The 24,151-nt window shown below is 68.3% G+C and carries 20 protein-coding genes; 7 read left to right on the forward strand and 13 right to left on the reverse strand.

The features are described 5' to 3' along the window. Positions 1-7: 7 nt before the first annotated feature. From acnA to dut, 4 genes are all read right to left on the reverse strand, one after another. Positions 8-2,842, reverse strand: a complete 2,835-nt coding sequence (acnA, locus tag ACLD0U_RS06380; RefSeq protein WP_206820481.1) for an aconitate hydratase AcnA — start codon at positions 2,840-2,842, stop codon at positions 8-10. 177 nt (positions 2,843-3,019) lie between these two features. Further along, positions 3,020-3,781 (reverse strand): DUF3159 domain-containing protein, encoded by a 762-nt coding sequence (locus tag ACLD0U_RS06385; RefSeq protein WP_347401185.1) that lies wholly within the window; start codon positions 3,779-3,781, stop codon positions 3,020-3,022. Then, the gene (locus ACLD0U_RS06390; protein ID WP_179410746.1) at positions 3,778-4,365 is read right to left on the reverse strand and encodes a DUF3710 domain-containing protein; all 588 of its coding nucleotides are present in this window, start codon (positions 4,363-4,365) and stop codon (positions 3,778-3,780) included. Before ACLD0U_RS06390 ends, ACLD0U_RS06385 begins: the two co-directional genes overlap by 4 nt. Then, positions 4,362-4,811 carry a dUTP diphosphatase gene (gene dut, locus ACLD0U_RS06395; protein WP_410340115.1) on the reverse strand — a complete coding sequence of 150 codons (450 nt, stop codon included), beginning with the start codon at positions 4,809-4,811 and terminating at the stop codon, positions 4,362-4,364. Before dut ends, ACLD0U_RS06390 begins: the two co-directional genes overlap by 4 nt. Before the next feature lie 3 nt (positions 4,812-4,814). On the opposite strand from dut, the gene ACLD0U_RS06400 reads away from it, so the two are divergent. Further along, on the forward strand, positions 4,815-5,294 hold the full coding sequence (locus ACLD0U_RS06400) for a DUF3093 family protein (protein ID WP_224817878.1): 480 nt from the start codon (positions 4,815-4,817) through the stop codon (positions 5,292-5,294). A gap of 100 nt (positions 5,295-5,394) precedes the next feature. Here the strand turns inward: ACLD0U_RS06400 and ACLD0U_RS06405 are convergent, their stop codons facing one another. Further along, positions 5,395-5,688, reverse strand: coding sequence for a DUF4193 domain-containing protein (locus ACLD0U_RS06405; protein ID WP_179410744.1), 294 nt, complete (start codon positions 5,686-5,688; stop codon positions 5,395-5,397). A 208-nt stretch (positions 5,689-5,896) separates the two neighbouring features. On the opposite strand from ACLD0U_RS06405, the gene sepH reads away from it, so the two are divergent. Then, positions 5,897-6,958, forward strand: coding sequence for a septation protein SepH (sepH, locus tag ACLD0U_RS06410; protein ID WP_274366977.1), 1,062 nt, complete (start codon positions 5,897-5,899; stop codon positions 6,956-6,958). A 25-nt stretch (positions 6,959-6,983) separates the two neighbouring features. On the opposite strand, the gene ACLD0U_RS06415 is transcribed toward sepH, so the two are convergent. Beyond that, entirely contained in the window at positions 6,984-8,060 is a 1,077-nt protein-coding gene (locus ACLD0U_RS06415; RefSeq protein WP_206824303.1) for an alkaline phosphatase family protein, read from the reverse strand. A 133-nt stretch (positions 8,061-8,193) separates the two neighbouring features. Here ACLD0U_RS06415 and ACLD0U_RS06420 point away from each other — a divergent pair, with 133 nt between their 5' ends. Beyond that, entirely contained in the window at positions 8,194-10,632 is a 2,439-nt protein-coding gene (locus ACLD0U_RS06420; RefSeq protein WP_206820477.1) for a DNA topoisomerase (ATP-hydrolyzing) subunit A, read from the forward strand. 54 nt (positions 10,633-10,686) lie between these two features. Here the strand turns inward: ACLD0U_RS06420 and ACLD0U_RS06425 are convergent, their stop codons facing one another. Next, positions 10,687-12,819, reverse strand: coding sequence for a type IIA DNA topoisomerase subunit B (locus ACLD0U_RS06425; RefSeq protein ID WP_410340116.1), 2,133 nt, complete (start codon positions 12,817-12,819; stop codon positions 10,687-10,689). Positions 12,820-12,994: 175 nt separating this feature from the next. On the opposite strand from ACLD0U_RS06425, the gene ACLD0U_RS06430 reads away from it, so the two are divergent. Then, positions 12,995-13,204, forward strand: coding sequence for a hypothetical protein (locus ACLD0U_RS06430; protein ID WP_179410740.1), 210 nt, complete (start codon positions 12,995-12,997; stop codon positions 13,202-13,204). A 56-nt stretch (positions 13,205-13,260) separates the two neighbouring features. Here ACLD0U_RS06430 and ACLD0U_RS06435 read toward each other — a convergent pair whose 3' ends face one another. The 6 genes from ACLD0U_RS06435 to ACLD0U_RS06460 form a co-directional block, all read right to left on the reverse strand. Continuing rightward, a complete protein-coding gene (locus ACLD0U_RS06435) occupies positions 13,261-14,295 on the reverse strand; it encodes an alanine racemase (RefSeq protein ID WP_410340117.1) in 1,035 nt (344 codons plus the stop codon). Beyond that, positions 14,292-14,978, reverse strand: coding sequence for an alanine racemase C-terminal domain-containing protein (locus ACLD0U_RS06440; protein ID WP_410340118.1), 687 nt, complete (start codon positions 14,976-14,978; stop codon positions 14,292-14,294). Before ACLD0U_RS06440 ends, ACLD0U_RS06435 begins: the two co-directional genes overlap by 4 nt. Before the next feature lie 19 nt (positions 14,979-14,997). Continuing rightward, positions 14,998-15,750, reverse strand: coding sequence for a type 1 glutamine amidotransferase (locus tag ACLD0U_RS06445; RefSeq protein ID WP_410340119.1), 753 nt, complete (start codon positions 15,748-15,750; stop codon positions 14,998-15,000). Continuing rightward, on the reverse strand, positions 15,747-17,066 hold the full coding sequence (locus tag ACLD0U_RS06450) for a MurT ligase domain-containing protein (RefSeq protein WP_410340120.1): 1,320 nt from the start codon (positions 17,064-17,066) through the stop codon (positions 15,747-15,749). The genes ACLD0U_RS06445 and ACLD0U_RS06450 overlap by 4 nt, the downstream gene beginning before the upstream one ends. After that, complete coding sequence (locus tag ACLD0U_RS06455; protein ID WP_206549794.1) at positions 17,063-18,325, reverse strand: RNA polymerase sigma factor; 1,263 nt, start codon at positions 18,323-18,325, stop codon at positions 17,063-17,065. The genes ACLD0U_RS06450 and ACLD0U_RS06455 overlap by 4 nt, the downstream gene beginning before the upstream one ends. Before the next feature lie 157 nt (positions 18,326-18,482). Continuing rightward, complete coding sequence (locus tag ACLD0U_RS06460; RefSeq protein ID WP_179410735.1) at positions 18,483-19,403, reverse strand: proteasome assembly chaperone family protein; 921 nt, start codon at positions 19,401-19,403, stop codon at positions 18,483-18,485. A gap of 109 nt (positions 19,404-19,512) precedes the next feature. Here ACLD0U_RS06460 and ACLD0U_RS06465 point away from each other — a divergent pair, with 109 nt between their 5' ends. The 3 genes from ACLD0U_RS06465 to sucB all read left to right on the forward strand — a co-directional run bounded on the left by ACLD0U_RS06465 (position 19,513) and on the right by sucB (position 24,149). Further along, positions 19,513-20,988: a leucyl aminopeptidase gene (locus tag ACLD0U_RS06465; RefSeq protein ID WP_410340121.1), complete on the forward strand. Its 1,476-nt coding sequence runs from the start codon at positions 19,513-19,515 to the stop codon at positions 20,986-20,988. Continuing rightward, positions 20,988-22,361: a dihydrolipoyl dehydrogenase gene (gene lpdA / locus ACLD0U_RS06470; protein ID WP_410340122.1), complete on the forward strand. Its 1,374-nt coding sequence runs from the start codon at positions 20,988-20,990 to the stop codon at positions 22,359-22,361. Before ACLD0U_RS06465 ends, lpdA begins: the two co-directional genes overlap by 1 nt. A gap of 69 nt (positions 22,362-22,430) precedes the next feature. Then, positions 22,431-24,149, forward strand: a complete 1,719-nt coding sequence (gene sucB, locus ACLD0U_RS06475; RefSeq protein WP_410340123.1) for a 2-oxoglutarate dehydrogenase, E2 component, dihydrolipoamide succinyltransferase — start codon at positions 22,431-22,433, stop codon at positions 24,147-24,149. Positions 24,150-24,151 lie beyond the last annotated feature (2 nt).

Below are 24,151 nucleotides of genomic sequence, written 5' to 3' on the forward strand. Positions count from 1 at the left end.
CGCTGGATCAGACCAGCGAACGCAGCACGTACTGCAGGATTCCACCGTTGCGGTAGTAGTCGGCCTCACCGGGGGTGTCGATGCGAACGACCGCATCGAACTCGACCGGCTGCTTGCCCTCGGGCGAGAACTCGCTCGGAACGGCCGTGACCTTGACGGTCTTCGGGGTCCTGCCCTCGTTGAGCTCGGTCAGACCGCTGATCGAGATGATCTCGGTGCCGTCCAGGCCCAGCGACTCCCACGACTCACCGGCGGGGAACTGCAGCGGGACGACGCCCATGCCGATCAGGTTCGAGCGGTGGATGCGCTCGAAGCTCTCGGTGATGACGGCCTTGACGCCCAGCAGCGTGGTGCCCTTGGCGGCCCAGTCACGCGACGAGCCCGAGCCGTACTCCTTGCCGCCGAACACGACGAGCGGGGTGCCCTGCGCCTGGTAGTTCATGCTGGCGTCGTAGATGTACGCCTGCGGGCCACCGGCCTGGGTGAAGTCGCGCGTGAAGCCACCTTCGATCTGCTGGCCGTCATTGACCGCCTTGACCATGGCGTTCTTCAGGCGGATGTTCGCGAACGTACCGCGGATCATCACCTCGTGGTTTCCGCGACGCGAACCGAAGGAGTTGAAGTCCTTGCGGTCGACGCCGTGCTCGGTGAGGTACTGCGCAGCCGGCGTTCCCGGCTTGATCGCACCGGCGGGCGAGATGTGGTCGGTCGTGACCGAGTCGCCCAGCGTCGCCATCACGCGTGCGCCATCGATGTCGGTGACCGGGGTCAGCTCCATCGTCATGCCATCGAAGTACGGCGCCTTGCGCACGTAGGTCGAGTCGGCGTCCCACTCGAAGACCGGCCCGGTCGGGGTGGGCAGGCTCGTCCAGCGCTCGTCGCCGTCGAAGACGGTGGCGTACTGCTTGATGAACTGGTCGCGCGAGATCGACGAGTCGATGATCTCCTGCACCTCTTCGGGCGCGGGCCAGATGTCCTTGAGGAAGACGTCGTTGCCGTCGGCGTCCTGGCCGAGGGCGTCGTTGTCGAAGTCGAAGTGCATCGAGCCGGCCAGCGCGTAGGCCACAACGAGCGGCGGCGAGGCCAGGTAGTTCATCTTCACGTCGGGGCTGATTCGACCCTCGAAGTTGCGGTTACCCGAGAGCACGGCGGTGACGGCGAGGTCGTGGTCGTTGATCGCGGCCGAGACCTCATCGATCAGCGGACCGGAGTTTCCGATGCAGATCGTGCAGCCGTAGCCCACCGTGTAGAAGCCGAGGCCCTCGAGGTCCTTGTTCAGGCCCGACTTCTCGTAGTAGTCGGTGACGACCTTCGAGCCGGGGCCGAGCGTGGTCTTGACCCAGGGCTTCTGCTTGAGGCCCTTCTGCAGCGCCTTGCGGGCGATCAGACCCGCGGCGATCATCACCGAGGGGTTCGACGTGTTGGTGCACGAGGTGATCGCGGCCAGGGTGACGGCACCGTTGTCGAGGATGTACTGCTCACCGGCAGGCGTCGTGACCGGCACGGGCTTCGACGCGTGCGCGGGTGCACCGCTGTTGATGTGCACCGGACGCGTGGTGGGCTCCTCTTCGCCGGGGACCTGACCCGGGTCGGATGCCGGGAACGAGTGCTTCGACTCGAGGTCGACGATGTCCTCGCTGGTCGACGGCGTGGCGTAGTTCAGGATGTCCTTCTCGAACTGCTCCTTCGCCTCGGACAGCAGAATGCGGTCCTGCGGGCGCTTGGGGCCGGCGATCGAGGGCACCACGGTGCTGAGGTCGAGCTCCATGTACTCGCTGTAGACCGGCTCGTTGGCCGCGTCGTGCCAGAGGCCCTGCTCCTTGGCGTAGGTCTCGACGAGCGCGACGGCCTCGTCGGTACGACCGGTCAGGCGCAGGTAGTCGAGCGTGACGTCGTCGATCGGGAAGATGGCCGCCGTCGAGCCGAACTCGGGCGACATGTTTCCGATCGTGGCACGGTTGGCCAGCGGAACGGAGGCCACACCGGCGCCGTAGAACTCGACGAACTTGCCGACCACGCCGTGCTGGCGCAGCATGTCGGTGATCGTGAGGACGACATCGGTGGCGGTGACGCCCGCGGGGATCTCGCCCGTGAGCTTGAAGCCGACCACGCGCGGGATGAGCATCGACACGGGCTGGCCGAGCATGGCCGCCTCTGCCTCGATGCCGCCGACGCCCCAACCGAGCACGCCGAGGCCGTTGACCATGGTGGTGTGCGAGTCGGTGCCGACGCAGGTGTCGGGGTAGGCCTGCAGAACGCCACCGTTGGTGCGGTCGTAGATGACCTTGGCGAGGTGCTCGATGTTGACCTGGTGGACGATGCCGGTGCCCGGGGGCACGACCTTGAAGTCCTGGAAAGCCGTCTGGCCCCAGCGCAGGAACTGGTAGCGCTCACCGTTGCGCTCGTACTCGATCTCAACGTTGCGCTCGAGGGCGTTCTCGCTGCCGAAGAGGTCGGCGATGACCGAGTGGTCGATGACCATCTCGGCGGGCGAGAGCGGGTTGATCTTGTTGGCGTCGCCACCCAGGGCGGTGACGGCCTCACGCATGGTGGCGAGGTCGACGATGCAGGGCACACCGGTGAAGTCCTGCATGACCACGCGGGCCGGCGAGAACTGGATCTCGGTGTTCGGCTCAGCGGCGGCGTCCCACGACCCGAGCGCCTCGATCTGCGCCTTGGTGACGTTCGCGCCGTCCTCGGTGCGCAGCAGGTTCTCGAGCAGAACCTTCAGGCTGAACGGGAGTCTCTCGTGACCGGCGACCGTGTCGACGCGGAAGATCTCGTAGTCGGTGCTGCCGACCGTCAGGGTGCTCTTGGCACCGAAGCTGTTCACCGTGGACACGAATACGTCTCCTTCTGAATCTGATGGAAGCGACAGGCGGTTCCATCTTGCTCGCCGAGGACGCGCCGCGGCTAGCAAGGTGTGCCTTACCAGTGTGCGCCGCAGGAGCCCTCGCCGAAAGCCCGAAATTTATCTTGATATCAAGATAAATCTAGCAGACCATGAACCCGATAGCCGCTAGCCGCGCTCGACGTAGAGCCGGCGTGTCACCAGCCACGTCGTCGCAAGCAGCGCGGCGAACAGCGGCAGCCCCATGATGAGCTTCACGGTGCCGAGTGTCGCCACGTCCCCTTCGAAATAGAACGGCAGCTGAAATCCGAGACGCAACAGGAAGAGCCCCGCCCACGCCGCGGAGAGCCACGCGAAGGTGCGGCGCTTGCGGGCGTTCTGTCGCCAGGCCACGCCCTCGCCGACGAGGAAACCGACGATGATTCCGATGATCGGCCAGCGCACGAGCGCAGACACCAGGAACGCCAGACCGTACACGATGTTGGTGATGAACCCGATGACGAACTGGTCCTCGGCGCGACCGGTGAACAGCGGGAGCCCGGCGGCGATCACGGCGGCGATCAGCCCCGAGAAGGCGGCCACCGGCGGTGACTTCATCGCGAGGCGCACGATCGCGAAGACCGCCGCGATACCCACCGAGAGTCCGAGTGCCAGCAGCAGCTGCTGAGTCGTGGTGTAGGTCACGACGAAGATCAGCAGAGGCAGCACCGATTCCATGACGCCGCGCCAGCCGCCGATGACCTGCCAGACCATGTGGCCGGTGGTCTGCTCGGTATCCGGGTCGATGCCCGCGCGGCGCGCGGCCGAGCCCAGCGCCGTGCCGATCATCTCGGCCGCGGACGGCTCGGGGGGCGTCAGGCCGGCGGCCGCCTCTTCGGCGTCTCGGCTCGATGCCGGCGGATCGCTCGAGTCGCGCCCCGGATCGGTCACGCGGCGCCCGGCGTCGACGGCATCTTCAGCGGGATGAGATCACGCGGCGGCATCGGCGAGCCACCGCGCACCACGACGATGGATCGGAAGAGGTCCTCGGCCTGCTCGGCGGCCGCGGGGTCGGATGCCGCGTCCCCACCGATCACGCCGCGCAGGAACCATCGCGGTCCGTCGACGCCCACAAAGCGCGCCAGACGCATACCGGTCCCCTCGGCCGCCGTCGCCGGAACCTCGGCGAGCAGTTCTTTGCCCAGCGGCCCCTCGCGCTCCTCGACGCGTCCACCCTGGTTGCGGATCTGGTCGCGCAGCTGCACGCGGGTCTCATCCCACAGTCCGCGGGTGCGCGGTGCGGCGAAGGGCTGCACCTGCAACGTGGATCCGGCGTAGTCCAGCCCGACGGCCACGATGCGCTTGCTCTGTTCCTCGACCTCGAGACGCAGGTTCAGTCCCTCACGCGGAAGCACCTTGATGCCGCCGAGGTCGATGTACGGGCGTACGGGGTTCGCCTCGGAGTCGTCAAAAGGACCCGCCTCGGCACGATCGGCCGGCGCGGACTTCAGCGTGGGTTCGATCTCTTCAGTCATTCGCTCTTTCCCTGGGTATAGCCGGTGGATCCGAAACCTCCGGCGCCGCGGACGCTGTCCGGCAGGGCTTCGACGGGTTCGAACCGTGCCTGGACGACAGGCATGATGATCAGCTGTGCGATCCGATCACCGACGGCCACATCGTACGCCTGCTTGCTGTCGGTATTCAGCAGGGTCACCTTGATCTCGCCGCGGTATCCGGCATCAACGGTGCCCGGAGTGTTGACCACCGTGATGCCGTGCTTCACCGCAAGTCCGCTGCGCGGCACGACGAAGGCCGCGTAGCCTTCGGGCAGGGCGATGCGGACGCCAGTGGGCACCAGCGCCCGCTCCCCCGGTTCGAGCCGCACGGCCTCGGTCGAGACGAGATCGGCGCCGGCATCCCCCGGGTGGGCGTAAGCCGGGACGTTCGCGGCGATAATGGGAACAGCAACGGAATGAGTCACCCCATGAGGCTAATGCAGAACACCGAACGTGCCACGAGCGAGACCTACCGCGAACGGCTGACGCCGAGCTTGTGGATGCTGGTGACGATCGCCCTGGCCGGCCCCATGGTGTCACTGGTGTTCGTGCCGGTCGGGGCAGAGTTCGCACTCCTGCTGGGTGCCGCGGTCTCGCTGGTCCTGGTCTCACTGAGCATCGTGCTCTCACCGAAGCTGCGGGTGGTCGGCACTGTTCTGCACGCGGGGCGGGCACACATCGACGCCCGTTGGTTGGGCGAGCCCGAGGAGTTCGTCGGCGATGACGCGCGCGATCGTCGCACCCGTGACATCGCTCGCGACGGCTGGCACCTGTTGCGTGGCGGCATCGATGGCGTCATCGTGGTGCCGGTGACCGACCCGGCCGACCCGATGCGCAGCTGGACTCTCTCGACGCGCACTCCCGACCGCCTCGCGGCGGCGATCCGAGACGCGCGCGCCGCAGCCTGAGCCCGGCGGTCTCGGCAGCGGTCGGGCCGCAGACCCCGGGAAACAGAACGCGCCCCTGGGCCAGTCAGGCCGGGGCGCGGTCGGTCGAAGGAAAAGTGCCTCAGGCGGCGCATTCCTTGCAGATGGGACCTTCCGGGCCCTCGTGGTCGAGCTGCGAGCGGTGCTTCACGAGGAAGCAGCTCATGCAGGTGAACTCGTCCTGCTGGGCCGGGAGCACGACGACGTCGAGCTCCACATCTGAAAGGTCCGCACCGGGGAGCTCGAACCCCGTGGGGTTGTCCGAGTCCTCGACATCGCCAGCGCCGGGCTGGGTGTTCGGCACACGCTCCTTGAGTGCTTCGATCGACTCGGAGTCGTCTTCGCTCTTTCGGGGTGCGTCGTAGTCGGTTGCCATGCGGTGGGTCTCCACTTCCGTGGTACAAGAGGGGTGGGTTGGGAGGTGCCGTTTCGGGTGTACGGCGGCCATAGTTTGCACGAATGCGGAGCGTTTCGCAAATGCTCGTGCACTCTCCCGGGCAAACTCGCGGCGCGCCCGCGCTATTCCCGGGTGCGCACAGGCACGCATGACACGATGAACCCCTACCCACCAGAGGGGCATTGGCATGGAAAACGTCACCATCGTCGGAACAGAAGCAGGGGTCCTCGTCCTTGCTACTGAGTCCGGACAGCGCTTCGCGCTGCCCATCGACGACGTGCTGCATCGTGAAGTACGTCGCGCCACCCGCCAGGCCGAGCCCACGGCCGCGCGTCTCGCGGCGAGTCCGCGCGATATCCAGGCGCATATCCGCGCCGGCCTGTCCGCCGCAGAGGTCGCGGCGCTGCTCGGCGTCAGCGAATCGGATGTGGCCCGCTTCGAGGGCCCCGTGCTCGCCGAGCGCGAGCACATCGTCGGCCAGGCACTCGCCGTGCCCGTGCTCATCGGCAGCGATGTCGAGCCCGACGCCCAGCCGACGTTCGGCACTGCCGTGCGCGACAAGCTCGCCGACCTCGCTGCGACCGACGAGCGCTGGGTGAGCTGGAAGGACGAGTCCGGTTGGACCGTCAAACTCGAGTTCACCGCGAACGAGGTCGCGCACGACGCCCGCTGGGCGTTCGACCCGCGCCGCAGCACATTGTCGCCCTCGAATGCCGAAGCCGTGCAGCTGTCTCGACAGGGATCACTTCCGGACGGTCTGATCCCGCGCCTGCGCGCGGTCGATGACGAGCGCGTCTCACCGTACAAGGACGACAGCCGATTCGACTCCGGCGCATTCGGCCCACGCCTGCTGCCGAAGCCCGACGAGCACACCGACGACGCTTCGGTCGAGGCGGAGCACTCCAGCGCCGCTGCCCAGGCGGCCGCTGCCCGACGTGCCCCCGAGGATCATCAGCCCAGCGCCGAGACCGCAGATCTGCTCGAGGCGCTTCGGCGCCGCCGTGGCCAGCGCGAGTCCGCGCCGCTGCTCGACGACAACGACGGCGATGAAGCCGCGCCGATTGCGCTGTTCGACAGCGCCGAAAACGAGCCGGAACCGGCTGATGAGACTCCCACCGAGCAGCCCTCGACGTCGGGAAAGCCGGCGCCCCGTGGCGACAGCGGTGATGCCGGTGGCGGTCGACGCAAGCGTCGAAACGCGATGCCGAGCTGGGATGAGATCGTCTTCGGCGCACGCACCGACGACTAGAACGCCGCGCCCGCCGGGGTGCGAATCAGCTCGCGAACGCGCCGAGCCGAATCGACGGCACACGCCACTCCTCCGGCGTGAGCGCACCGTGCTGTCCGATCATGCCTCGACCGCGCTGGTCCTCGGCATCGGCGTCGTACAGCGCGTAGTTCGCGCGTGCGATCGCCAGCAGGTCGCCGATGCGTGCACGCGCAGCATCCGTCACGCGGGGTCCGAACAACCCCGCATCGATCGCCTCCGCCCTGCTGACGACGTCGGCAAGGCCCTCCAGGTCGCGTCGCCAGCGCGCGAGAATGGCGGCCTGGTCGGCATCCGGTTCGGTGTACACGTGCAGCATGCGCGGCTCACCGCCGATGTGGCGGATGCCATCGCGCCAGCCCCCCGCGGCATCGAGCAGCAGGTGCCGATGTGCGGGCACATCGACCATGCCGTGGTCGGCGGTCACCAGCACGCCAACACCGTCCGGCACGCGCTGTGAGAGAGCGGCGTCGACGTCTTCGAGCGCGGCCACCCACTCGGCAGAGTCGATGCCGTACTTGTGCCCGGCCTTGTCGACATCGGGCAGATAGCAGTAGACGAACGCGCCGTCGTGCGTGTCAGCCAGCTCGAACGCCTGCGCGACACGATCGGCCGCCGCACCTGCGGGCACGAAACGTCCGCCACGCAACGTGGCGCGCGAGAACCCGCTGTGCATGTGACCGGCGAGCCCCACGGCGAATGCCGCATGCCCGGCCGCAGAAGCGCGCTCGAACACCGTCGGCGCACTCTGCCAGGTCAGCGGATCGATACCCGCCGCCTCCCACTCGGTCAGTTGGTTGACGAGCACGTCACTGTCGGGATGCCGCACGCGGTAACCGACCACGCCGTGCTCGCCGGGAGCCACCCCGGTGAGCAGACTGGTCAGCGCCGCTGCGGTGGTGGTGGGAAAGACCGCGCCGCCGACGCTCTTCTTCGTCATTGCCGCGCTGAGCGTGCGCGCGTGCCCGGCGTGGGCCCGCAGCGAGATCGCCCCGAGGCCATCGACGACGACGAGCACAGCCGAGCGCACCGGCCGCAGCGCGTCACCCTCTCCGCGCAATGCGGCGAGGAGGCCCGGCGCCACCCCGGTGATGCTTCGCGGTGTTTCCAGGGCGGACGGTAGCATGAGAGACATCCGGGCCAGTCTTTCACAGGCCTCCCGACGCGCGCCGCCGCAATGGCCGCGAGCCCCGCCCCGAGCGACCAGCAGGAACCCCATGCCGAAGACCCCGCCGTCCGAGCCCGTCCAGGAGCGCATCCAGGACATCGATCTGTCACAGGAGATGCAGGGCTCGTTCCTCGAATACGCCTACTCGGTCATCTACTCCCGCGCGCTTCCCGACGCACGAGATGGCCTGAAGCCCGTGCAGCGGCGCATCCTGTACCAGATGGCCGAGATGGGGCTGCGCCCCGAGCGCGGGCATGTCAAGAGCGCCCGCGTCGTCGGCGAGGTGATGGGAAAGCTGCACCCGCACGGCGACTCGGCGATCTACGACGCACTGGTCCGCCTCGCGCAGTCCTTCGCGCTGCGCGTGCCGCTCGTCGACGGGCACGGCAACTTCGGTTCGCTGGATGACGGTCCGGCGGCATCCCGATACACCGAAGCCCGTCTGGCAGCATCCGCTCTCGCGATGACCGAGAGCCTCGACGAGGACGTCGTCGACTTCGTGCCCAACTACGACGGGCAGTTCCAGCAGCCGGCCGTGCTCTCGGCTGCCTTCCCGAACCTGCTCGTGAACGGTGCCAGCGGCATCGCCGTCGGCATGGCCACGAACATGGCGCCGCACAACCTCATCGAGGTCGTCGCAGCGGCCACCCATCTGCTCGAGAACCCGGACGCCACCACGGCCGACCTCATGGAGTTCGTGCCGGGACCGGACTTCCCGTCGGGCGGCATCCTGATGGGGCTCGACGGCGTCAAAGACGCGTACGAGAACGGACGCGGTGCGTTCAAGCTGCGGGCGAAGACGTCGATCGAATCCCTCGGACCGCGCCGCACCGGCATCGTCGTCACCGAGCTGCCCTACCAGGTGGGTCCGGAGCGGGTGATCGAGAAGCTCAAGGATGCCGTCAACGCGAAGAAGCTCCAGGGCATCAGCGACGTGCAGGACCTCACCGACCGCAAGCACGGCCTGCGCCTGGTGATCACCATCAAGACGGGCTTCGATCCGGCCGCGGTCCTGGAGCAGCTCTTCCGCTTCACACCGCTCGAGGACTCGTTCTCGATCAACAACGTCGCCCTGGTCGAGGGGCAGCCGCGCACGCTCGGACTCAAGGAGCTGCTGCGCGTCTACCTGCAGCACCGCATCGAGGTCGTCACCCGGCGCAGCCGCTATCGTCTCGCCCGGCGCAACGAGCGCCTGCATCTGGTGCGTGGCCTGCTGCTGGCGATCCTCGACATCGACGAGGTCATCCAGGTGATCCGCTCGTCCGAGGACTCCGAGACAGCGCGCGCCCGCCTGCAGCAGGTGTTCGAGCTCGACGAGGTGCAGGCCGAGTACATCCTCGAGCTGCGCCTGCGTCGTCTGACCAAGTTCTCGCGGCTCGAACTCGAGGCGGAGCGCGACAAGCTGCTTGCCGAGATCGCCGAGCTGGAGACCCTGCTCGCCGACCCGGCGCTGGTCCGCGCACAGGTCGCGCACGAGCTGGATGCCGTCGCCGAGACTTTCGGCACCCCTCGCCGCACTCTGCTGCTGAACGCCGCCCCGCCGAAGGCGCGCTCGAGCAAGTCCGCCATCGAGCTACAGTTCGCCGACGCGCCCACCACCGTGCTGCTGTCCGCCACGGGACGCGCGGTGCGCGTCGACCTCGAGCCGGGCGCCGTGATCACGACACCCGCGCGCCGCAGCAAGCACGACGCGATCATCGCCCGCGTCGAGACGACGACACGCAGCGAGATCGGCGCGGTGATGAGCACCGGGCGCGTCGTACGGTTCACTCCGGTGGACATCCCCGCTGTGCCGGCCACGTCGGTGGGGCTCGGCGCAGGCGTGCGCATCTCGGACTACCTCGGGCTCACCGACCGCACCGAGCGCGTGCTCGCGCTCATCCGCTTCGATGATGACACCCCCGTGGCGCTCGGCACTAAGGACGGCGTGGTCAAGCGCTTCGTCCCGTCTGCGCTGCCGGTGCGCCCCGAGCTGGAGGTCATCGGCCTCAAGCCGAAGGACACGGTCGTCGGCGCTGCCCCGGCATCCGACGACGCCGAGGTCGTGTTCGTCACATCCGATGCGCAGTTGCTGCACTTCTCAGCCGCGAACGTGCGCCCGCAGGGCGCCGCGGCCGGCGGAATGGCCGGTGTCAAGCTCGGTGCCGGCGCCGAAGTGCTCTCGTTCGGCGTCGTCTCCTCGCCCGACGAAGCGGTCGTCGTCACCGTGTCGGGCGCCGAGGGCACCCTCGCCGGTGCGGATGCCGGGCGTGCGAAGGTCTCGGCGTTCGCGGAGTTCCCCGCCAAGGGTCGCGCGACCGGTGGTGTGCGCGCACACGCCTTCTTGAAGGGTGAAGATCGTCTGCGGCTGGCCTGGGTGGGCGTCGAGCCCCGTGCGATCGGGGCGGACGGCGCCGTGCGCCAGCTGCCCGCGTCGGGTGCGAAGCGCGACGGATCCGGACAGCCGTTGGATGCTGTCGTCAGCGCCGTGGGAACCGCGATCGGCTGACCCGCCACCTCGCGTCGCGCGGGATGTGGCGCCGGTACACACCGGCGCCACAGGTCACGCGTCGATGGCTTCCCGGCTGAGACGGTCGCTGGAGCTCATGATGAACTCGCGTCGCGGAGCCACTTCACTGCCCATGAGCAGTTCGAAGGTGCGCACCGCGGCGTCCGCGGACTCGGCGTCCTCGATGGTGACGCGGCGCAACAGGCGCCCTTCGCGATCCATCGTGGTGTTGGCGAGCTGGTCGGCGTCCATCTCACCCAGACCCTTGTAGCGCTGGATCGGGTCCTGCCAGCGCTTGCCTGCCTTGCGGAGCTTGGTCAGCAGCGCTTGCAGCTCGGCCTCGGAGTACGTGTAGATCGTCTCGTTCGGCTTCGAGCCGGGGTTCATCACGATCACTCGGTGCAGCGGCGGCACGGCCGAGTACACGCGGCCGGCCTCGACCAGCGGACGCATGTAGCGGAAGAAGAGCGTCAGCAGGAGCGTACGGATGTGCGCGCCGTCGACATCGGCGTCGCTCATCAGGATGATCTTTCCGTAGCGGGCCCCGGCGATGTCGAACGAGCGTCCCGAACCCGCACCGATCGTGGTGATGATCGCCGCGCACTCGGCGTTGCTCAGCATGTCGCTGACCGAGGCCTTCTGGACGTTGAGGATCTTGCCCCGGATCGGTAGCAGTGCCTGGAACTCGCTGTTTCGGGCGTGACGCGCGGTGCCGAGCGCCGAATCACCCTCGACGATGAACAGCTCGCTGTGGGCGACATCGTTGGAGCGGCAGTCGACCAGCTTGGCGGGTAGCGACGACGACTCCAGCGCCGTCTTGCGCCGCTGGGTCTCTTTGTGCGCGCGCGCCGAGACGCGTGCCTTCATCTCGGAGACGATCTTGTCGAGCAGCATCGACGCCTGGCTCTTGTCGTCGCGCTTGGTCGATGTGAAGCGCTGCGCGAGCTCTGTGCGCACCACCTTCGCGACGATCGCGCGTACCGCCGGGGTTCCGAGCACCTCTTTCGTCTGGCCCTCGAACTGCGGTTCGGGCACAGTGACCGTCAGCACGGCCGTGAGGCCCGCCAGCACGTCGTCCTTCTCGAGCTTGTCGTTGCCCGCCTTGAGTCGTCGTGCGTTCTGCTCGACCTGGGCGCGCAGCGTCTTCAGCAGCTCCTGCTCGAAACCCTGCTGATGTGTGCCGCCCTTGGGCGTGGCGATGATGTTCACGAACGAGCGGACGGTGGTCTCGTAGCCGGTGCCCCAGCGCAGCGCGATGTCGACCTGGCACTCGCGATCGACCTCGGTCGCCTTCATGTGCCCATCGGCCTGAAGCACGGGCACCGTCTCGGTGAAAGTGCCGCTGCCCTGAATGCGCCACGTGTCGGTGACGGGGGCGTCGGATGCCAGGTAGTCGACGAACTCCGAGATGCCGCCCTCGTAGAGGTACGACGTCTCGACCGGCCCTGCGTCGACCTCAGCGCCGTCAGCAGCCTGCCCGCTCGGACGCGCCGTGGGGCGTTCGTCGCGCACGACGATCTCCAGCCCCGGCACGAGGAACGCCGTCTGACGCGCCCGTGTCTCGAGGTCACCCAGCTGGAAGGTGGCGTCCTTGGTGAAGATCTGCCGATCGGCCCAGTAGCGCACCCGCGTGCCGGTGATGCCGCGCGGCGCCTTGCCGATGACGCGCAGTTCGCTGCGCTCCTCGAACGGCGTGAACGGGGCATCGGGGCGCGGCTCGCCGTCGTCGGCGAACACCCCGGGCTCGCCGCGGTGGAACGACATCGCGTAGGTCTTGCCGCCCCGGTCGACCTCGACGTCGAGCCGCTCCGAGAGCGCGTTGACGACAGAGGCGCCGACACCGTGCAGACCTCCTGAGGCGGCATATGAACCACCGCCGAACTTTCCACCGGCGTGCAGCTTCGTGTAGACCACCTCGACGCCGGTCAGTCCCGTGCGCGGCTCGATGTCGGTAGGCACGCCACGTCCGCGGTCGCGCACCTCGACGCTGCCGTCATCGTGCAGCACCACGTCGATGCGCGCACCGTTGCCGGCGACGGCCTCGTCGACGGAGTTGTCGATGATCTCCCACAGGCAGTGCATCAAGCCGGGCGAACCGTTCGACCCGATGTACATTCCGGGGCGCTTGCGGACGGCCTCGAGCCCCTCGAGTACCTGAAGATGATGGGCGGAATACTCGGCGGTCACAATGTTCAATTGTATTTCGCGCGGCGACACCCGCGGACCGCGACACTCCCCCGGGCTCCGCACGCGCGATCACGGCGTACGCGCTGAGCGAAACACGCCGGTCGGCGGGCATTCCCCCAGGCGACTCGTGGTTGTATTGAGCACGATTACCCGCCATACCCGAGGAGGCAACGAGATGAACGCTACGACTGAGCGAGAGACCGTCGAGTACCGCCTCACCGCGTCGGACCGTTGCGACTCGTGCGGTGCACAGGCGTACATCGCTGCGGAGGTCAACGGATCCGAGCTGCTGTTCTGCGCGCACCACGGACGCAAGTACGAGGAGAAGCTGCGCGCGGTCGCCACGACCTGGCATGACGAGACCGCTCGACTGATCGAGGCCTGAACCGTTCGGCGCCCCTCGCGGGCGCCGAACATCACGCGGCGCCCCGGCGGAACGGATCAGTCCGTGATGATCCGACGCACGGCCGACGTCAGCCGGGTGATGATCTCTTCGCCCACCGTGTCGATGTGCTCGGCGAGGGCCGTAGCATCCTGTTCTCCGTCGTCGCCGGGTCCGAAGACCACCACGCGCTGACCGAGCTCGGCACCACCCCACGGCTCGAGGTGCAGGCTTCCGCCATCGATGCGCAGGATTCGCCGCGGCCCACCCGGGGTCCCCGCGAATGTGCCCCGCAACGTCGACGGCAGTCCGTGGAAGGCACCGGCACCCACGATGACGGCATCCGGCGTCACCGCGTCGACCGTCGCCACCAGCCTCGCGATGGGTGAGATCCCGTCGAGAACAGGCCCGTCGGCGGAGCGGACGCCGTAGCAGAACGCGCCGATACGGCTCAGCGATCCGCGCAGCTCAGGGCGCCACCACGACGCGGCCGACGCCGTCAGATGCAGCACCTCGGGTCGACCGCCCGCCTCGGTGAGGTGGCGCACCGCTTCGTCGAACACGCGCTGCGCTGCGTCGTCCTCGGCGTCGCTCGCCTCTGCCAGGTGGCTCCACACGCCGACGACGCGCAGGGCGCCGTCGTGTTCTGCCTCGCGGGCGGTGGCGACGGCCTGCGGCCATTCATCCGGCCGGAAACCATTGCGGTGCAGACCCGTGTCGATCTTGAGATGCACGTCGGCGCGGATGCCGGTGCGCCGCGCCGCCGCGATGACGTCGCGCAGGTACGCGGCCGACCCGACTCCCAGCTGGATGCCCGCCACGATGGCGGCTTCGATCTCGGCGGGCACGGATGTCGCCCAGGCGTAGACGTGGCGATCGGTGAGCGCCCTGATCCGCAGCGCGGTGTCGATGTCGTATCCGCCGAACCATGTCACGCCCGCCGACGCCGCCTCGGGTACCGACCAGTCCAGGCCGTGTCCGTAGGCGTCGTCCTTCATGACGAGCATCAGCTCGGTGGGCTGCAGTCGCGCGCGCACCGCCGCGATGTTGCGCCGGAACCGGTCGCGTGAGATCTCGAGGACGGGATTGCTCATGCGCTCCACTCCCTGGGTGCGTGTCGGCCGATCACGACGGCGATCTCCAACGCTGTGAGCCCCGTCACCGCAGCCCAGTGCGACAGGGCATCCCGCATCCGGCCGTCTCCGCCGAAGAAGGTGACGGGCGTGCCGTCGGGCACATCCCCGCCTTCGAGGTCGACGACGCACACGTCCATGGCGATCCGCCCGACGACCGGGTGCACATCCGCTCCGATCTGCACCGAGACACGATTGCCGAGCGCCCGTAGCACACCCTGCGCATAGCCGCCCGTGACGAGCGCCACGCGGGTGTCACGGTCCGCCCGATGCGTGTAGCCGTATGACACGGCCTCTCCCGCGTGCAGCGGTTTGGTCGAGAGCACGTGCCCTTCCAGCCGCATCACCGGCGACGACGTCGCAACCGTTGAGCCCTCAGGGATGCCGAACAGCTCGTGCGGGCCGATGTCCGCTGAGCCCTCTGCTCTCGCCGAGATGCCGTACCCCGCCAGCATGGCGATGTCGTCGTCGTCCACCAGCACACTCGCGGCACCGGCACTCATCACGATGCGGGTGGCCTCGACGACGCCGTGCCCGTATGCGTCATGGCGCAAGTCGATGACGGCGTCGCGCACGGATTCGCCGGCGTTGCGCATCAGGGCTCGGCGATCGAGAATCACGCGCGGAGCACTGCTACTGGCCATGTCGTCCTCCGGTGGCGCGTCAGAGCTGGATGGTCTTGAAGCCCTTGTCGTGGATGAAGCGGTCGATGGCGGCACGCGCCTCGTGCGCGTACTCGTCGAGCGGACCCGACTGCGGATCCGTCAGTGCCAACCCCCGACGCTCCGCCGCGGCGGTCACGAGCACATCGGCCAGACCGGGGTTGAGCGGCAGCACCGGCCCCTGCACGTTTCCGGCGAACGCGTTGCGGTGACGGACGATCTCGCCGCGCCCCTCGCCGGACGCGAAGCTGCCACGACCCGCGGTGACGGTTCCGTACGCGAGCGAGGGGTCGCTCAGGGTCCACTCCGAGGCGTGATCCTCGAAACCGACCACGCGCACTCCCGGGGTCTGCACGGTGATGTACCCGACGCGACGGTCGCGGGTACGTGCGACACGGTAGGGCAGGATGCCCAGCCCGTCGAGCGTGCCACCGTCGGTGAGGTCGATCCCCGAGCCGAGCAACTCGGCCGAACCGCCGACAGCGAAGAGCACTCCCTCCGCTGCCACGTAGTCGCGCAGTGCATCGACGCGCGAGACGAAGTCGGCGTGCACGCCGCGCAGTGCGGAGAGCGGTCCGTTGCCGATCACGATGACATCGACGTCGGCCGGCAGGCTCTCGCCCGGGCCGACGAGCACCGTGACCGGGTTCAGCCCGCGGGCTGCGGCGCTGCGCTCGATGGCGCGCACGTTGCCCCGGTCGCCCGTGATACCGAGCTCTGCGGGATAGAGCTGTGCGATCGTGAACTGCGTCATCGGCGCGCCACCTCCTGATCGCCGTGGCCGAGAAGGCGACGACCGATCATCATGAGTTCGTAGTTGACGAACCACATCTGCTTGCCGGCCTCGGTCTCGGGGAAGGAGCGCATGATCTCGACCGCCTTCTCCATGTCGGGCTCAACCGTACCGATCTCGACGCCGGCGTAGGCCAGCGCGAGAGCCAACTGGTACGCCTTGTCACCAGTGACGACATCCACGCGAGGCAGAGCGGCGAAGTCGACGTCATAGAGCCACGAGACGTCGGGGGTTCCCTCGTCGATCGCGATCAGGGCGCGCTCGGGGGTGCCCTCAAGCGCGTCGAGGTTCATCTGAATGCTCGGGCCGTTCTTGAACATCACGAACTCGACCTGCTCGCCGTTCGGGTCGCGCCGCAGCGGGATGACCTCTCCGCGCCCGTAGGCCGGGGCCATGGTGGCAAAGCCGGCCGCCGCGCGGTCACCGTCGAAGCGATCGCCCAGAACCCCGGATGCCACGGCGAGAGCCGCGGCAGCATCCGCCGCATAGTGCAGGCCCCGTGCCGGAAGCGTGACGCGGGCATCCGCATCGCCCACACGTACGACGATGTCGCGGCCCGACACCTCGCGCACCTCCGAGAACGCATCGCGTTCGAGGGTGCCCGACGTGCCGCTGCGCGTGTCGACGGCGTTGGCGAGGCCGTGCGCCGATGCGGCGACGATCTCGGGCGCAACGCCGAAGAACGTGACCGGCGCGCGCATGGCGTCGACGTCGATCTTCGACAGATACGGGTCGTCACGGTTGACCACCACGTGCGCCGAAGCGCGCGTGGAGGCATCGAGCATCATGTCGGCGACGCGCTCGGTCTCGTAGAAGCGGTACAGCTGATCGACCTGCACATTCAGCGACAGGATCACCGACGGCGAGAGGCGGTCGGCCAGGTCGGCCGCGAAGCCCTCATCGATCTCGAGCACCGCGACATCGGCCTTGATCCGGCCGGTGAGCGTGGCATCCGCGAGCAGCGCACTCGTCACACCCTGCGGCAGGTTCGCCCCGGTGGGGTTGGTGAACACGGTCAGACCGTGCGCACGCAACACCTCGCTGATCATGTGCGTGGTGGTCGTCTTGCCGTTCGAACCGAGTACGAAGACGACGCCGTACGCGAACTGATCCGCCAGCGTGGGCAGAAGCGTCGGCGCCAGCCGGTTCGTGAGGTAACCGGGGAACGCGGAGCCGCCCCCGCGCAGCCGGGTCGCGAAGCGCGCGAGCTTGCCGGCGAGCACGGGAAAGACGTACCGCAGACCCGCTGAGCGCGCCTGGGGAGCCGTCGAGCTCATTCGAGGTAGTCCCGCAGCGACTGCGAGCGGCTCGGGTGCCGCAGCTTGGCCATGGTCTTCGACTCGATCTGGCGGATGCGCTCACGCGTCACGCCGAAGGTGTCGCCGATCTGGTCGAGCGTCTTGGGCTGACCGTCACCGAGCCCGAAGCGCATGCGGATGACACCGGCCTCGCGCTCCGACAGCGAGTCGAGCAGCTGCTCGAGCTGGCGCTGCAGCATGGTGAAGCCCACGGCGTCGGCCGGGACGACGGCCTCGGTGTCTTCGATCAGGTCACCGAACTCGCTGTCGCCGTCCTCACCGAGCGGGGTGTGCAGCGAGATCGGCTCGCGACCGTACTTCTGCACCTCCACGACCTTCTCGGGGGTCATGTCGAGCTCGCGGGAGAGCTCTTCGGGCGTGGGCTCACGGCCCAGGTCCTGCAGCATCTGACGCTGCACGCGGGCCAGCTTGTTGATGACCTCGACCATGTGCACGGGGATGCGGATCGTGCGGGCCTGGTCGGCCATCGCGCGCGTGATCGCCTGGCGGATCCACCATGTGGCGTAGGTCGAGAACTTGAAGCCCTTGGTGTAGTCGAACTTCTCGACGGCGCGGATGAGACCCAGGTTTCCCTCCTGGATCAGGTCGAGGAACTGCATGCCTCGACCGGTGTACCGCTTGGCGAGCGAGACGACCAGACGCAGGTTGGCGCCGAGCAGGTGGCTCTTGGCACGCTGACCGTCGCGGGCGACCCACTGCAGGTCAAGGCCCAGCTGACTGGTCTTCTCCTTCGCCGACATCGTCGACAGCTTCTCTTCGGCGAACAGACCGGCCTCGATCCGCATCGCCAGCTCGACCTCTTCGGCCGCGTTCAGCAGCGCGACCTTTCCGATCTGCTTCAGGTAGTCCTTGACCGGGTCGGCGGTCGCACCCGTGATCTGCGTCGAGTAGACGGGTGCGTCGTCCTCATCCTTGGACGAGATCACGATCGCGCCGGTGGGCAGCGGCTCGGTGAAGGCGGGCTTCTTGTCGCCCTCCTCCTCTTCGGGCTCCTCGACCTCGGCGGCCTCGTCGTCGACCTCGGGCTCGTCGGCCTTCTTGGCGCGCTTTGCGGGCGCCTTCTTCGCCGGGGCCTTCTTTGCGGGAGCGCGCTTCGTTGCGGGCTTGGGCGCCTCGGCGGATTCGCTGGCGGCCCCGTCGACCTCGGGGGTCTCCGCCTCAGCGGCGACGGTCTTCTTCGTGGTCGTCCGGGTCTTCTTGCTCGTGGCAGCAGTCACGTTTCGCCTTTCACGGAGCGGTGCACACGCTCCGAGCCATTTCGGACACTAGTAAGACCCTTGTCAAGCCGATTCATAAGAACGGCCATTGACAACGGGTCGGCTATCCATTATCACACACACCAACGGCTGGCGCGCGCCGGTGACGACATCCGACTCATCGTTTGTCGTCATCGCCGGGTCGGCGATCGGCGAGATAACGCTCCAGCTCGGCCGCCAGCTCGTCGGCACTGGGCAGGTCGCGCTCGTTGAACGATTCCTCAGCCTCATCCTCACGCCCCGCCATGTACGCGTCATAGCGCCCCTCGAGAGTGTGCACCATCTGCGTCAACTCCTCGCTGCCCTCGACCTGCTCCCCCACTCGCGCGAGGAACTCTTCGCGCTGCTGCTGCACGTCGTCCATGCGCAGCACGAGTCCGGCACCGATCATCACCTTGTCGGCTGCGGCCAGCACGGTGTCGGGGTACTCGGTATCGGCCAGGTAATGCGGCACGAGCAACACGAAGCCGGCAACCAGGTGCTCGTGCTCGATCAGACGGTACTCCAGCAGGTGCCCGGCCGTTCCCGGCACCTGTGTACGCGGACGCCAGACAGAATGCGCGGCGATCAGGTCGTGACGGTTGCCGCTCACGGTCGCTCCCAGCGGTCGCGTGTGCGGAACAGGCATTGCGATCGAGTGCACCCAGCTCACCGTGGACACCTGGAAAGCGTCGACGAAGTCGATGACCGCCTCGGTGAAAGCGTTCCACGCGAAATCGGGCTCGTACCCCGAGAGCAGCAGGAACGGCTGTCCGAGCGCATCGTGCGCGAGCGAGAGTTCGAGCTTCGCCGGGCGGTACTCGGTCAGGTGGTCCTGATCGAACACGATCACCGGGCGTCGGGCGCGGTAGTCGAGCAGCACATCGTTGTCGAAGCGGATCACGGGACGAGGGTCGGCCGTCGCATCCAGGTGCTCGATCAGCCCGGACACAGCGCTACCGGCATCGGTGAATCCGGTGAGCAGGATGACCAGCGGAAGGCCCGTCGGCACATCGGGTGCACCGGCGATCGACTCGTACAGATCAGCGGAAGAGGGCATGCCTCAATGCTACGAGGCGGGACGCCGAGGGTGTCGGCGATGCGGATGCTGACAGCGAACACGCATCACGCCTCGACCACCGGGCCACGGGCATCCCTAGGATGGAGGCATGACGCTTCCCGTGATCTCGCACACGTCCGATCCGTTCCCCGGAAGCGCTGCAGACGCCGCAGTGCTCGTCATCTCCGATCCGGCAGCCACCACCGATGCGCTGACCGGCTACGAGGGACTCGTGGAGACGCTTTCCGCCATTGGCTACAAGGGCACCGCATCCGCCTACACGCGCGTGCACCTGCCCGCCGTCACGACGCTTCCGCTCGCGGTCGTCAGCGCCGGAAGGACCCCTGACGCCGCATCCGTGCGCGACGCCGTCGCGACCGCGGTGCGCAACCTGACCGGTTTCGCGACGGTCTCGATCGGGCTCGCCTCCGACATCGAGCCATTCGCGGATGCTGCCGCCGAGGGCGCCCTGCTGGGCGGCTACCGCTTCGACGACTACCGCTCCGAGAAGAAGCCGGCCCGCGCCGAGACCCTCGTGCTGCACGCCGCGCAGCTCTCGGATGGCGCTCTGGACCGGGCCCGCGCCGCGGCGGAGTCGGTCGCGCTCGTCAAGGATCTGGTCAACACGCCCGCCGAGTGGCAGAGCCCCGCGCAGCTGGCGCAGTCCGCGATCGACGCGGTCGCCGACCTGCCGGTCGACGTGCAGGTGCTCGATGAGGAGCAGCTCGCCGAGGGCGGCTACGGCGGAATCCTCGGAGTCGGCCGCGGCTCGGACCGCCCGCCGCGCCTGGTGCGCCTGGACTACTCCCCCGCAGGCGCCGAGCGCCACATCGCGCTGGTCGGCAAGGGAATCACGTTCGACACCGGTGGTCTCTCGCTCAAGCCGGCAGCAGCCATGGTCGGCATGAAGTTCGACATGGCCGGCGCCGCGAGCGTCCTCGCGGCCATCCGTGCGATCGCGGCGCTGAAGCTGCCGGTGCGAGTGACCGCGTGGATGTGCATCGCCGACAACATGCCCTCGGGCCGCGCGACGCGCCCCGGCGACGTGCTGCGGATGCTGGACGGCCAGACCGTCGAGGTGATGAATACCGACGCCGAAGGCCGCCTGGTGCTTGCTGACGGTCTTGTCGCCGCAAGCCGTGAGAACCCCGATGTCATCATCGACGTCGCCACCCTCACGGGGGCGATCATCGTCGCCCTGGGCATGCGCCACACCGGCGTGATGGGCGCCGACGACACGGTCGCCGAATACCTCGCCGCATCGGATGCCGTCGGTGAGCCGGCCTGGGCGCTGCCCCTGCCGGAGTTCATGGAGGAGTCGCTCGACTCGCAGATCGCCGACATGGTCAACGCGAACATGAATGACCGCTCTGGTGGCTCGATGTTCGCAGGCCTGTTCCTGCAGCGCTTCATCGGACGCGTTTCCGACGCCGAGGACGCCCCGCGCATCCCGTGGGTGCACCTCGACATCGCCGGCTCGGGCGAGCACAAGGGCTCGGCCTACGGCTTCACCGAGAAGGGGCCGACCGGTGCCGCGGTGCGCGCACTGATCGCCTTCGCCGAGGCATCTGCCAAGGAGTCCTGATGGCTGTCCACGAGTACGACCTCGTCATCCTCGGCGGCGGCAGCGGCGGATACGCCGCGGCCCTGCGCGCGAGCGAGTTGGGGAAGAAGGTGGCGCTGATCGAGAAGGAGAAGGTCGGCGGCACCTGCCTGCACCGCGGTTGCATCCCCACCAAGGCTCTACTGCACTCGGCCGAGGTCGCCGATCATGTGCGCTCCGCCGCGAAGGTCGGTGTGACGGCCACGTTCGAGTCGATCGATGCGGCCGGTGTGCGCGCCTACCGCGAGGGCATCGTGGCCAAGAAGTTCAAAGGTCTCGAAGGACTCATCAAAGCACGCGGCATCACCGTCGTCCCGGGTGAGGGACGCCTCGATGCCGACCGTTCGGTGCTGGTCGGCGACGACCGCTACGTCGGCACCGACGTCGTGCTCGCCACCGGCTCGTACAGCCGCACACTGCCGGGCCTCGAGATCGGCGGGCGCATCATCGCCAGCGAGCAGGCGCTGACTCTCGACGAGGTGCCCGCCAGCGTGGTGATCCTCGGCGGCGGCGTCATCGGTGTCGAGTTCGCGAGCGTCTGGCGCTCGTTCGGCGCCGAGGTGACCATCATCGAGGCCCTGCCGCACCTGGTGCCCAACGAGGACATCGCCCTGAGCAAGGGGCTGGAGCGCGCCTTCCGCCGCCGCGGCATCAAGTACTCGCTGGGCACGCGATTCGAGCGCGCTGAGCAGACCGACGATCAGGTGACGGTGACGCTGGAGGACGGCAAGACGTTCACGGCCGACTACCTGCTGGTCGCCGTCGGGCGCGGCCCGGCCACGGCCGGGCTCGGCTTCGAAGAGGCCGGCATCTCGCTCGACCGCGGGTTCGTGACGGTAGACGACCAGCTGCGCACCGGCGTGCCGGGTGTCTGGGCCGTTGGAGACATCGTCCCCGGCCTTCAGCTCGCGCATCGGGGTTTCCTGCAGGGCATCGCCGTCGCTGAGCGCATCGCCGGCATGCAGGTGCCCGCGCTGCCCGAGTCGCAGATCCCCCGCGTGACCTACTGCAGCCCCGAGGTGGCGTCGGTGGGGATCACCGAGGAGGCCGCGATCGCGCAGTACGGTGCGGATGATGTCGTCGCGTACGACTACAACCTCGCCGGCAACGGCAAGAGCGAGATCATCGGCACCGGCGGCACCGTCAAGGTCGTCCGACAGAAGGACGGCCCCGTCCTGGGCGTGCACCTGCTCGGCGACCGCGTCGGCGAGCTGATCACCGAGGGCCAGTTGGCCGTCGCGTGGGAGGCGCACCCCGAAGACATCGCACCTCTCATCCATGCGCACCCGACTCAGAGCGAAGCGCTCGGTGAGGCATTCCTGGCTCTGGCCGGGAAGCCGCTGCACGCGCTCTGAACCACACATCCCGACGTTGAGGTCACTAAGCTTGACCGCGTCACAGATTTTTCCGAAGGAGACTCCGTCATGAGCACACCCGTGGTCCTTCCCGCACTCGGGGAGAGCGTCACCGAGGGTACGGTCACTCGATGGCTGAAGCAGGTGGGCGACACCGTGCAGGCGGATGAGGGCCTGCTCGAGATCTCGACCGACAAGGTCGACACCGAGATTCCCTCTCCGGTCAGCGGCGTGATCGAGCAGATCCTGGTCGCCGAGGACGACACCGTCGAGGTGGGTGCGGTCCTCGCACACATCGGTGACGGTAGCGGCGCCGGTCAGGCCGACGCAGCCCCCGAGGCTGCAGCGCCCGCCGAGGAGGCCCCGGCCGCAGAAGCACCGGCCCCTGAGGCACCGGCTCCGGCTGCTGAGGCTCCGGCTGCACCGGCACCGGCCGCGGCTTCGTCCGATGCCGTGGACGTCGTTCTTCCCGAACTGGGCGAGAGCGTCACCGAAGGCACCGTCACCCGCTGGCTGAAGCAGGTCGGCGACGACGTCGCCGTCGATGAGGCGCTGCTGGAGATCTCGACCGACAAGGTCGACACCGAGATCCCGTCGCCCGTCGCCGGCACGCTGCAGGAGATCCTCGCGGCCGAAGACGAGACCATCGAGGTCGGCGCCGTACTGGCCCGCATCGGTTCGGGAGCCGCACCCGCGGCAGCCGCTCCCGCGGCACCTGCTGAAGCTCCGGCTCCGGCCGCGGCTCCGGCACCTGCCCCGGCTGCCGTTCCGGCACCTGCAGCACCTGCCCCGGCCCCCGCGGCAGCCCCGGCCCCCGCGGCAGCTCCGACGCCCGCAACGCCTGCTCCGGCGGCCCCCGCGGCTCCGGCCGCGGACTCGGGTTCGGACTCGCTGTACGTGACCCCACTCGTGCGCCGCCTGGCGACGCAGCAGGGTATTGACCTGGCCACCGTCACGGGCACTGGCGTCGGCGGACGCATCCGCAAGGAAGACGTCCTCAAGGCCGCCGCGGCCAAGTCGCAGGCTCCGGCAGCATCCGCTGCACCGGCACCCGCACCGCTCGAGGTCTCGCCGCTTCGCGGCACGACCCAGCCGATGTCGCGCCTGCGCAAGGTCGTCGCCGAGCGTGCTGTCGCCTCGATGCAGCAGACCGCCCAGCTGACCACGTTCGTCGAGGTGGATGTCACCGCGCTGGCAGCGTTCCGCACGGCGAAGAAGGACGAGTTCCTGCAGAAGACCGGCGACAAGCTGTCGTTCCTGCCGTTCTTCACGCTCGCGGCGGCCGAGGCTCTCCAGGCCTTCCCGATCATCAACGCGACGGTGGACGGCGACAAGATCGTGTACCCCGAGACCGAGAACGTCTCGATCGCGGTCGACACCGAGCGTGGCCTGCTGACGCCGGTCGTCCGCGACGCCGGCACGAAGAACATCGCCGAGCTGGCCTCTGAGATCGCCGATCTCGCCGCCCGCACCCGCGACAACAAGCTCAAGCCCGACGAGCTTGCCGGTGGCACCTTCACCGTGACGAACACCGGCTCCCGCGGTGCGCTGTTCGACACCCCGCTGGTGTTCCTGCCGCAGTCGGCGATCCTGGGCACCGGTGTCGTGTTCAAGCGCCCCGGCGTCGTGACCGTCGACGGTGTCGACGCCATCGCCGTGCGCTCGTACGTGTACCTGGCGATCTCGTACGATCACCGCATCATCGATGGTGCCGACGCGGCCCGCTTCCTCGGCGCGATGAAGTCGCGTCTCGAGGCTGCGGACTTCAGCGCGAACCTGGGGGTCTGAGC

The sequence above is a fragment of the Microbacterium sp. 2216-1 genome (assembly GCF_046507855.1).
Taxonomy (GTDB): Bacteria; Actinomycetota; Actinomycetes; order Actinomycetales; family Microbacteriaceae; genus Microbacterium; species Microbacterium esteraromaticum_C.

Coding starts and splice junctions, on each gene's coding strand:
- sucB (WP_410340123.1), top strand. CDS start 22,431: ATGAGCACACCCGTGGTCCTTCCCGCACTCGGGGAGAGCGTCACCGAG.
- ACLD0U_RS06465 (WP_410340121.1), top strand. CDS start 19,513: ATGACGCTTCCCGTGATCTCGCACACGTCCGATCCGTTCCCCGGAAGC.
- ACLD0U_RS06460 (WP_179410735.1), bottom strand. CDS start 19,403: ATGCCCTCTTCCGCTGATCTGTACGAGTCGATCGCCGGTGCACCCGAT.
- ACLD0U_RS06390 (WP_179410746.1), bottom strand. CDS start 4,365: ATGACTGAAGAGATCGAACCCACGCTGAAGTCCGCGCCGGCCGATCGT.
- ACLD0U_RS06405 (WP_179410744.1), bottom strand. CDS start 5,688: ATGGCAACCGACTACGACGCACCCCGAAAGAGCGAAGACGACTCCGAG.
- ACLD0U_RS06445 (WP_410340119.1), bottom strand. CDS start 15,750: ATGACGCAGTTCACGATCGCACAGCTCTATCCCGCAGAGCTCGGTATC.
- ACLD0U_RS06400 (WP_224817878.1), top strand. CDS start 4,815: ATGAGGCTAATGCAGAACACCGAACGTGCCACGAGCGAGACCTACCGC.
- ACLD0U_RS06440 (WP_410340118.1), bottom strand. CDS start 14,978: ATGGCCAGTAGCAGTGCTCCGCGCGTGATTCTCGATCGCCGAGCCCTG.
- ACLD0U_RS06430 (WP_179410740.1), top strand. CDS start 12,995: ATGAACGCTACGACTGAGCGAGAGACCGTCGAGTACCGCCTCACCGCG.
- ACLD0U_RS06450 (WP_410340120.1), bottom strand. CDS start 17,066: ATGAGCTCGACGGCTCCCCAGGCGCGCTCAGCGGGTCTGCGGTACGTC.
- sepH (WP_274366977.1), top strand. CDS start 5,897: ATGGAAAACGTCACCATCGTCGGAACAGAAGCAGGGGTCCTCGTCCTT.
- ACLD0U_RS06435 (WP_410340117.1), bottom strand. CDS start 14,295: ATGAGCAATCCCGTCCTCGAGATCTCACGCGACCGGTTCCGGCGCAAC.
- lpdA (WP_410340122.1), top strand. CDS start 20,988: ATGGCTGTCCACGAGTACGACCTCGTCATCCTCGGCGGCGGCAGCGGC.
- ACLD0U_RS06420 (WP_206820477.1), top strand. CDS start 8,194: ATGCCGAAGACCCCGCCGTCCGAGCCCGTCCAGGAGCGCATCCAGGAC.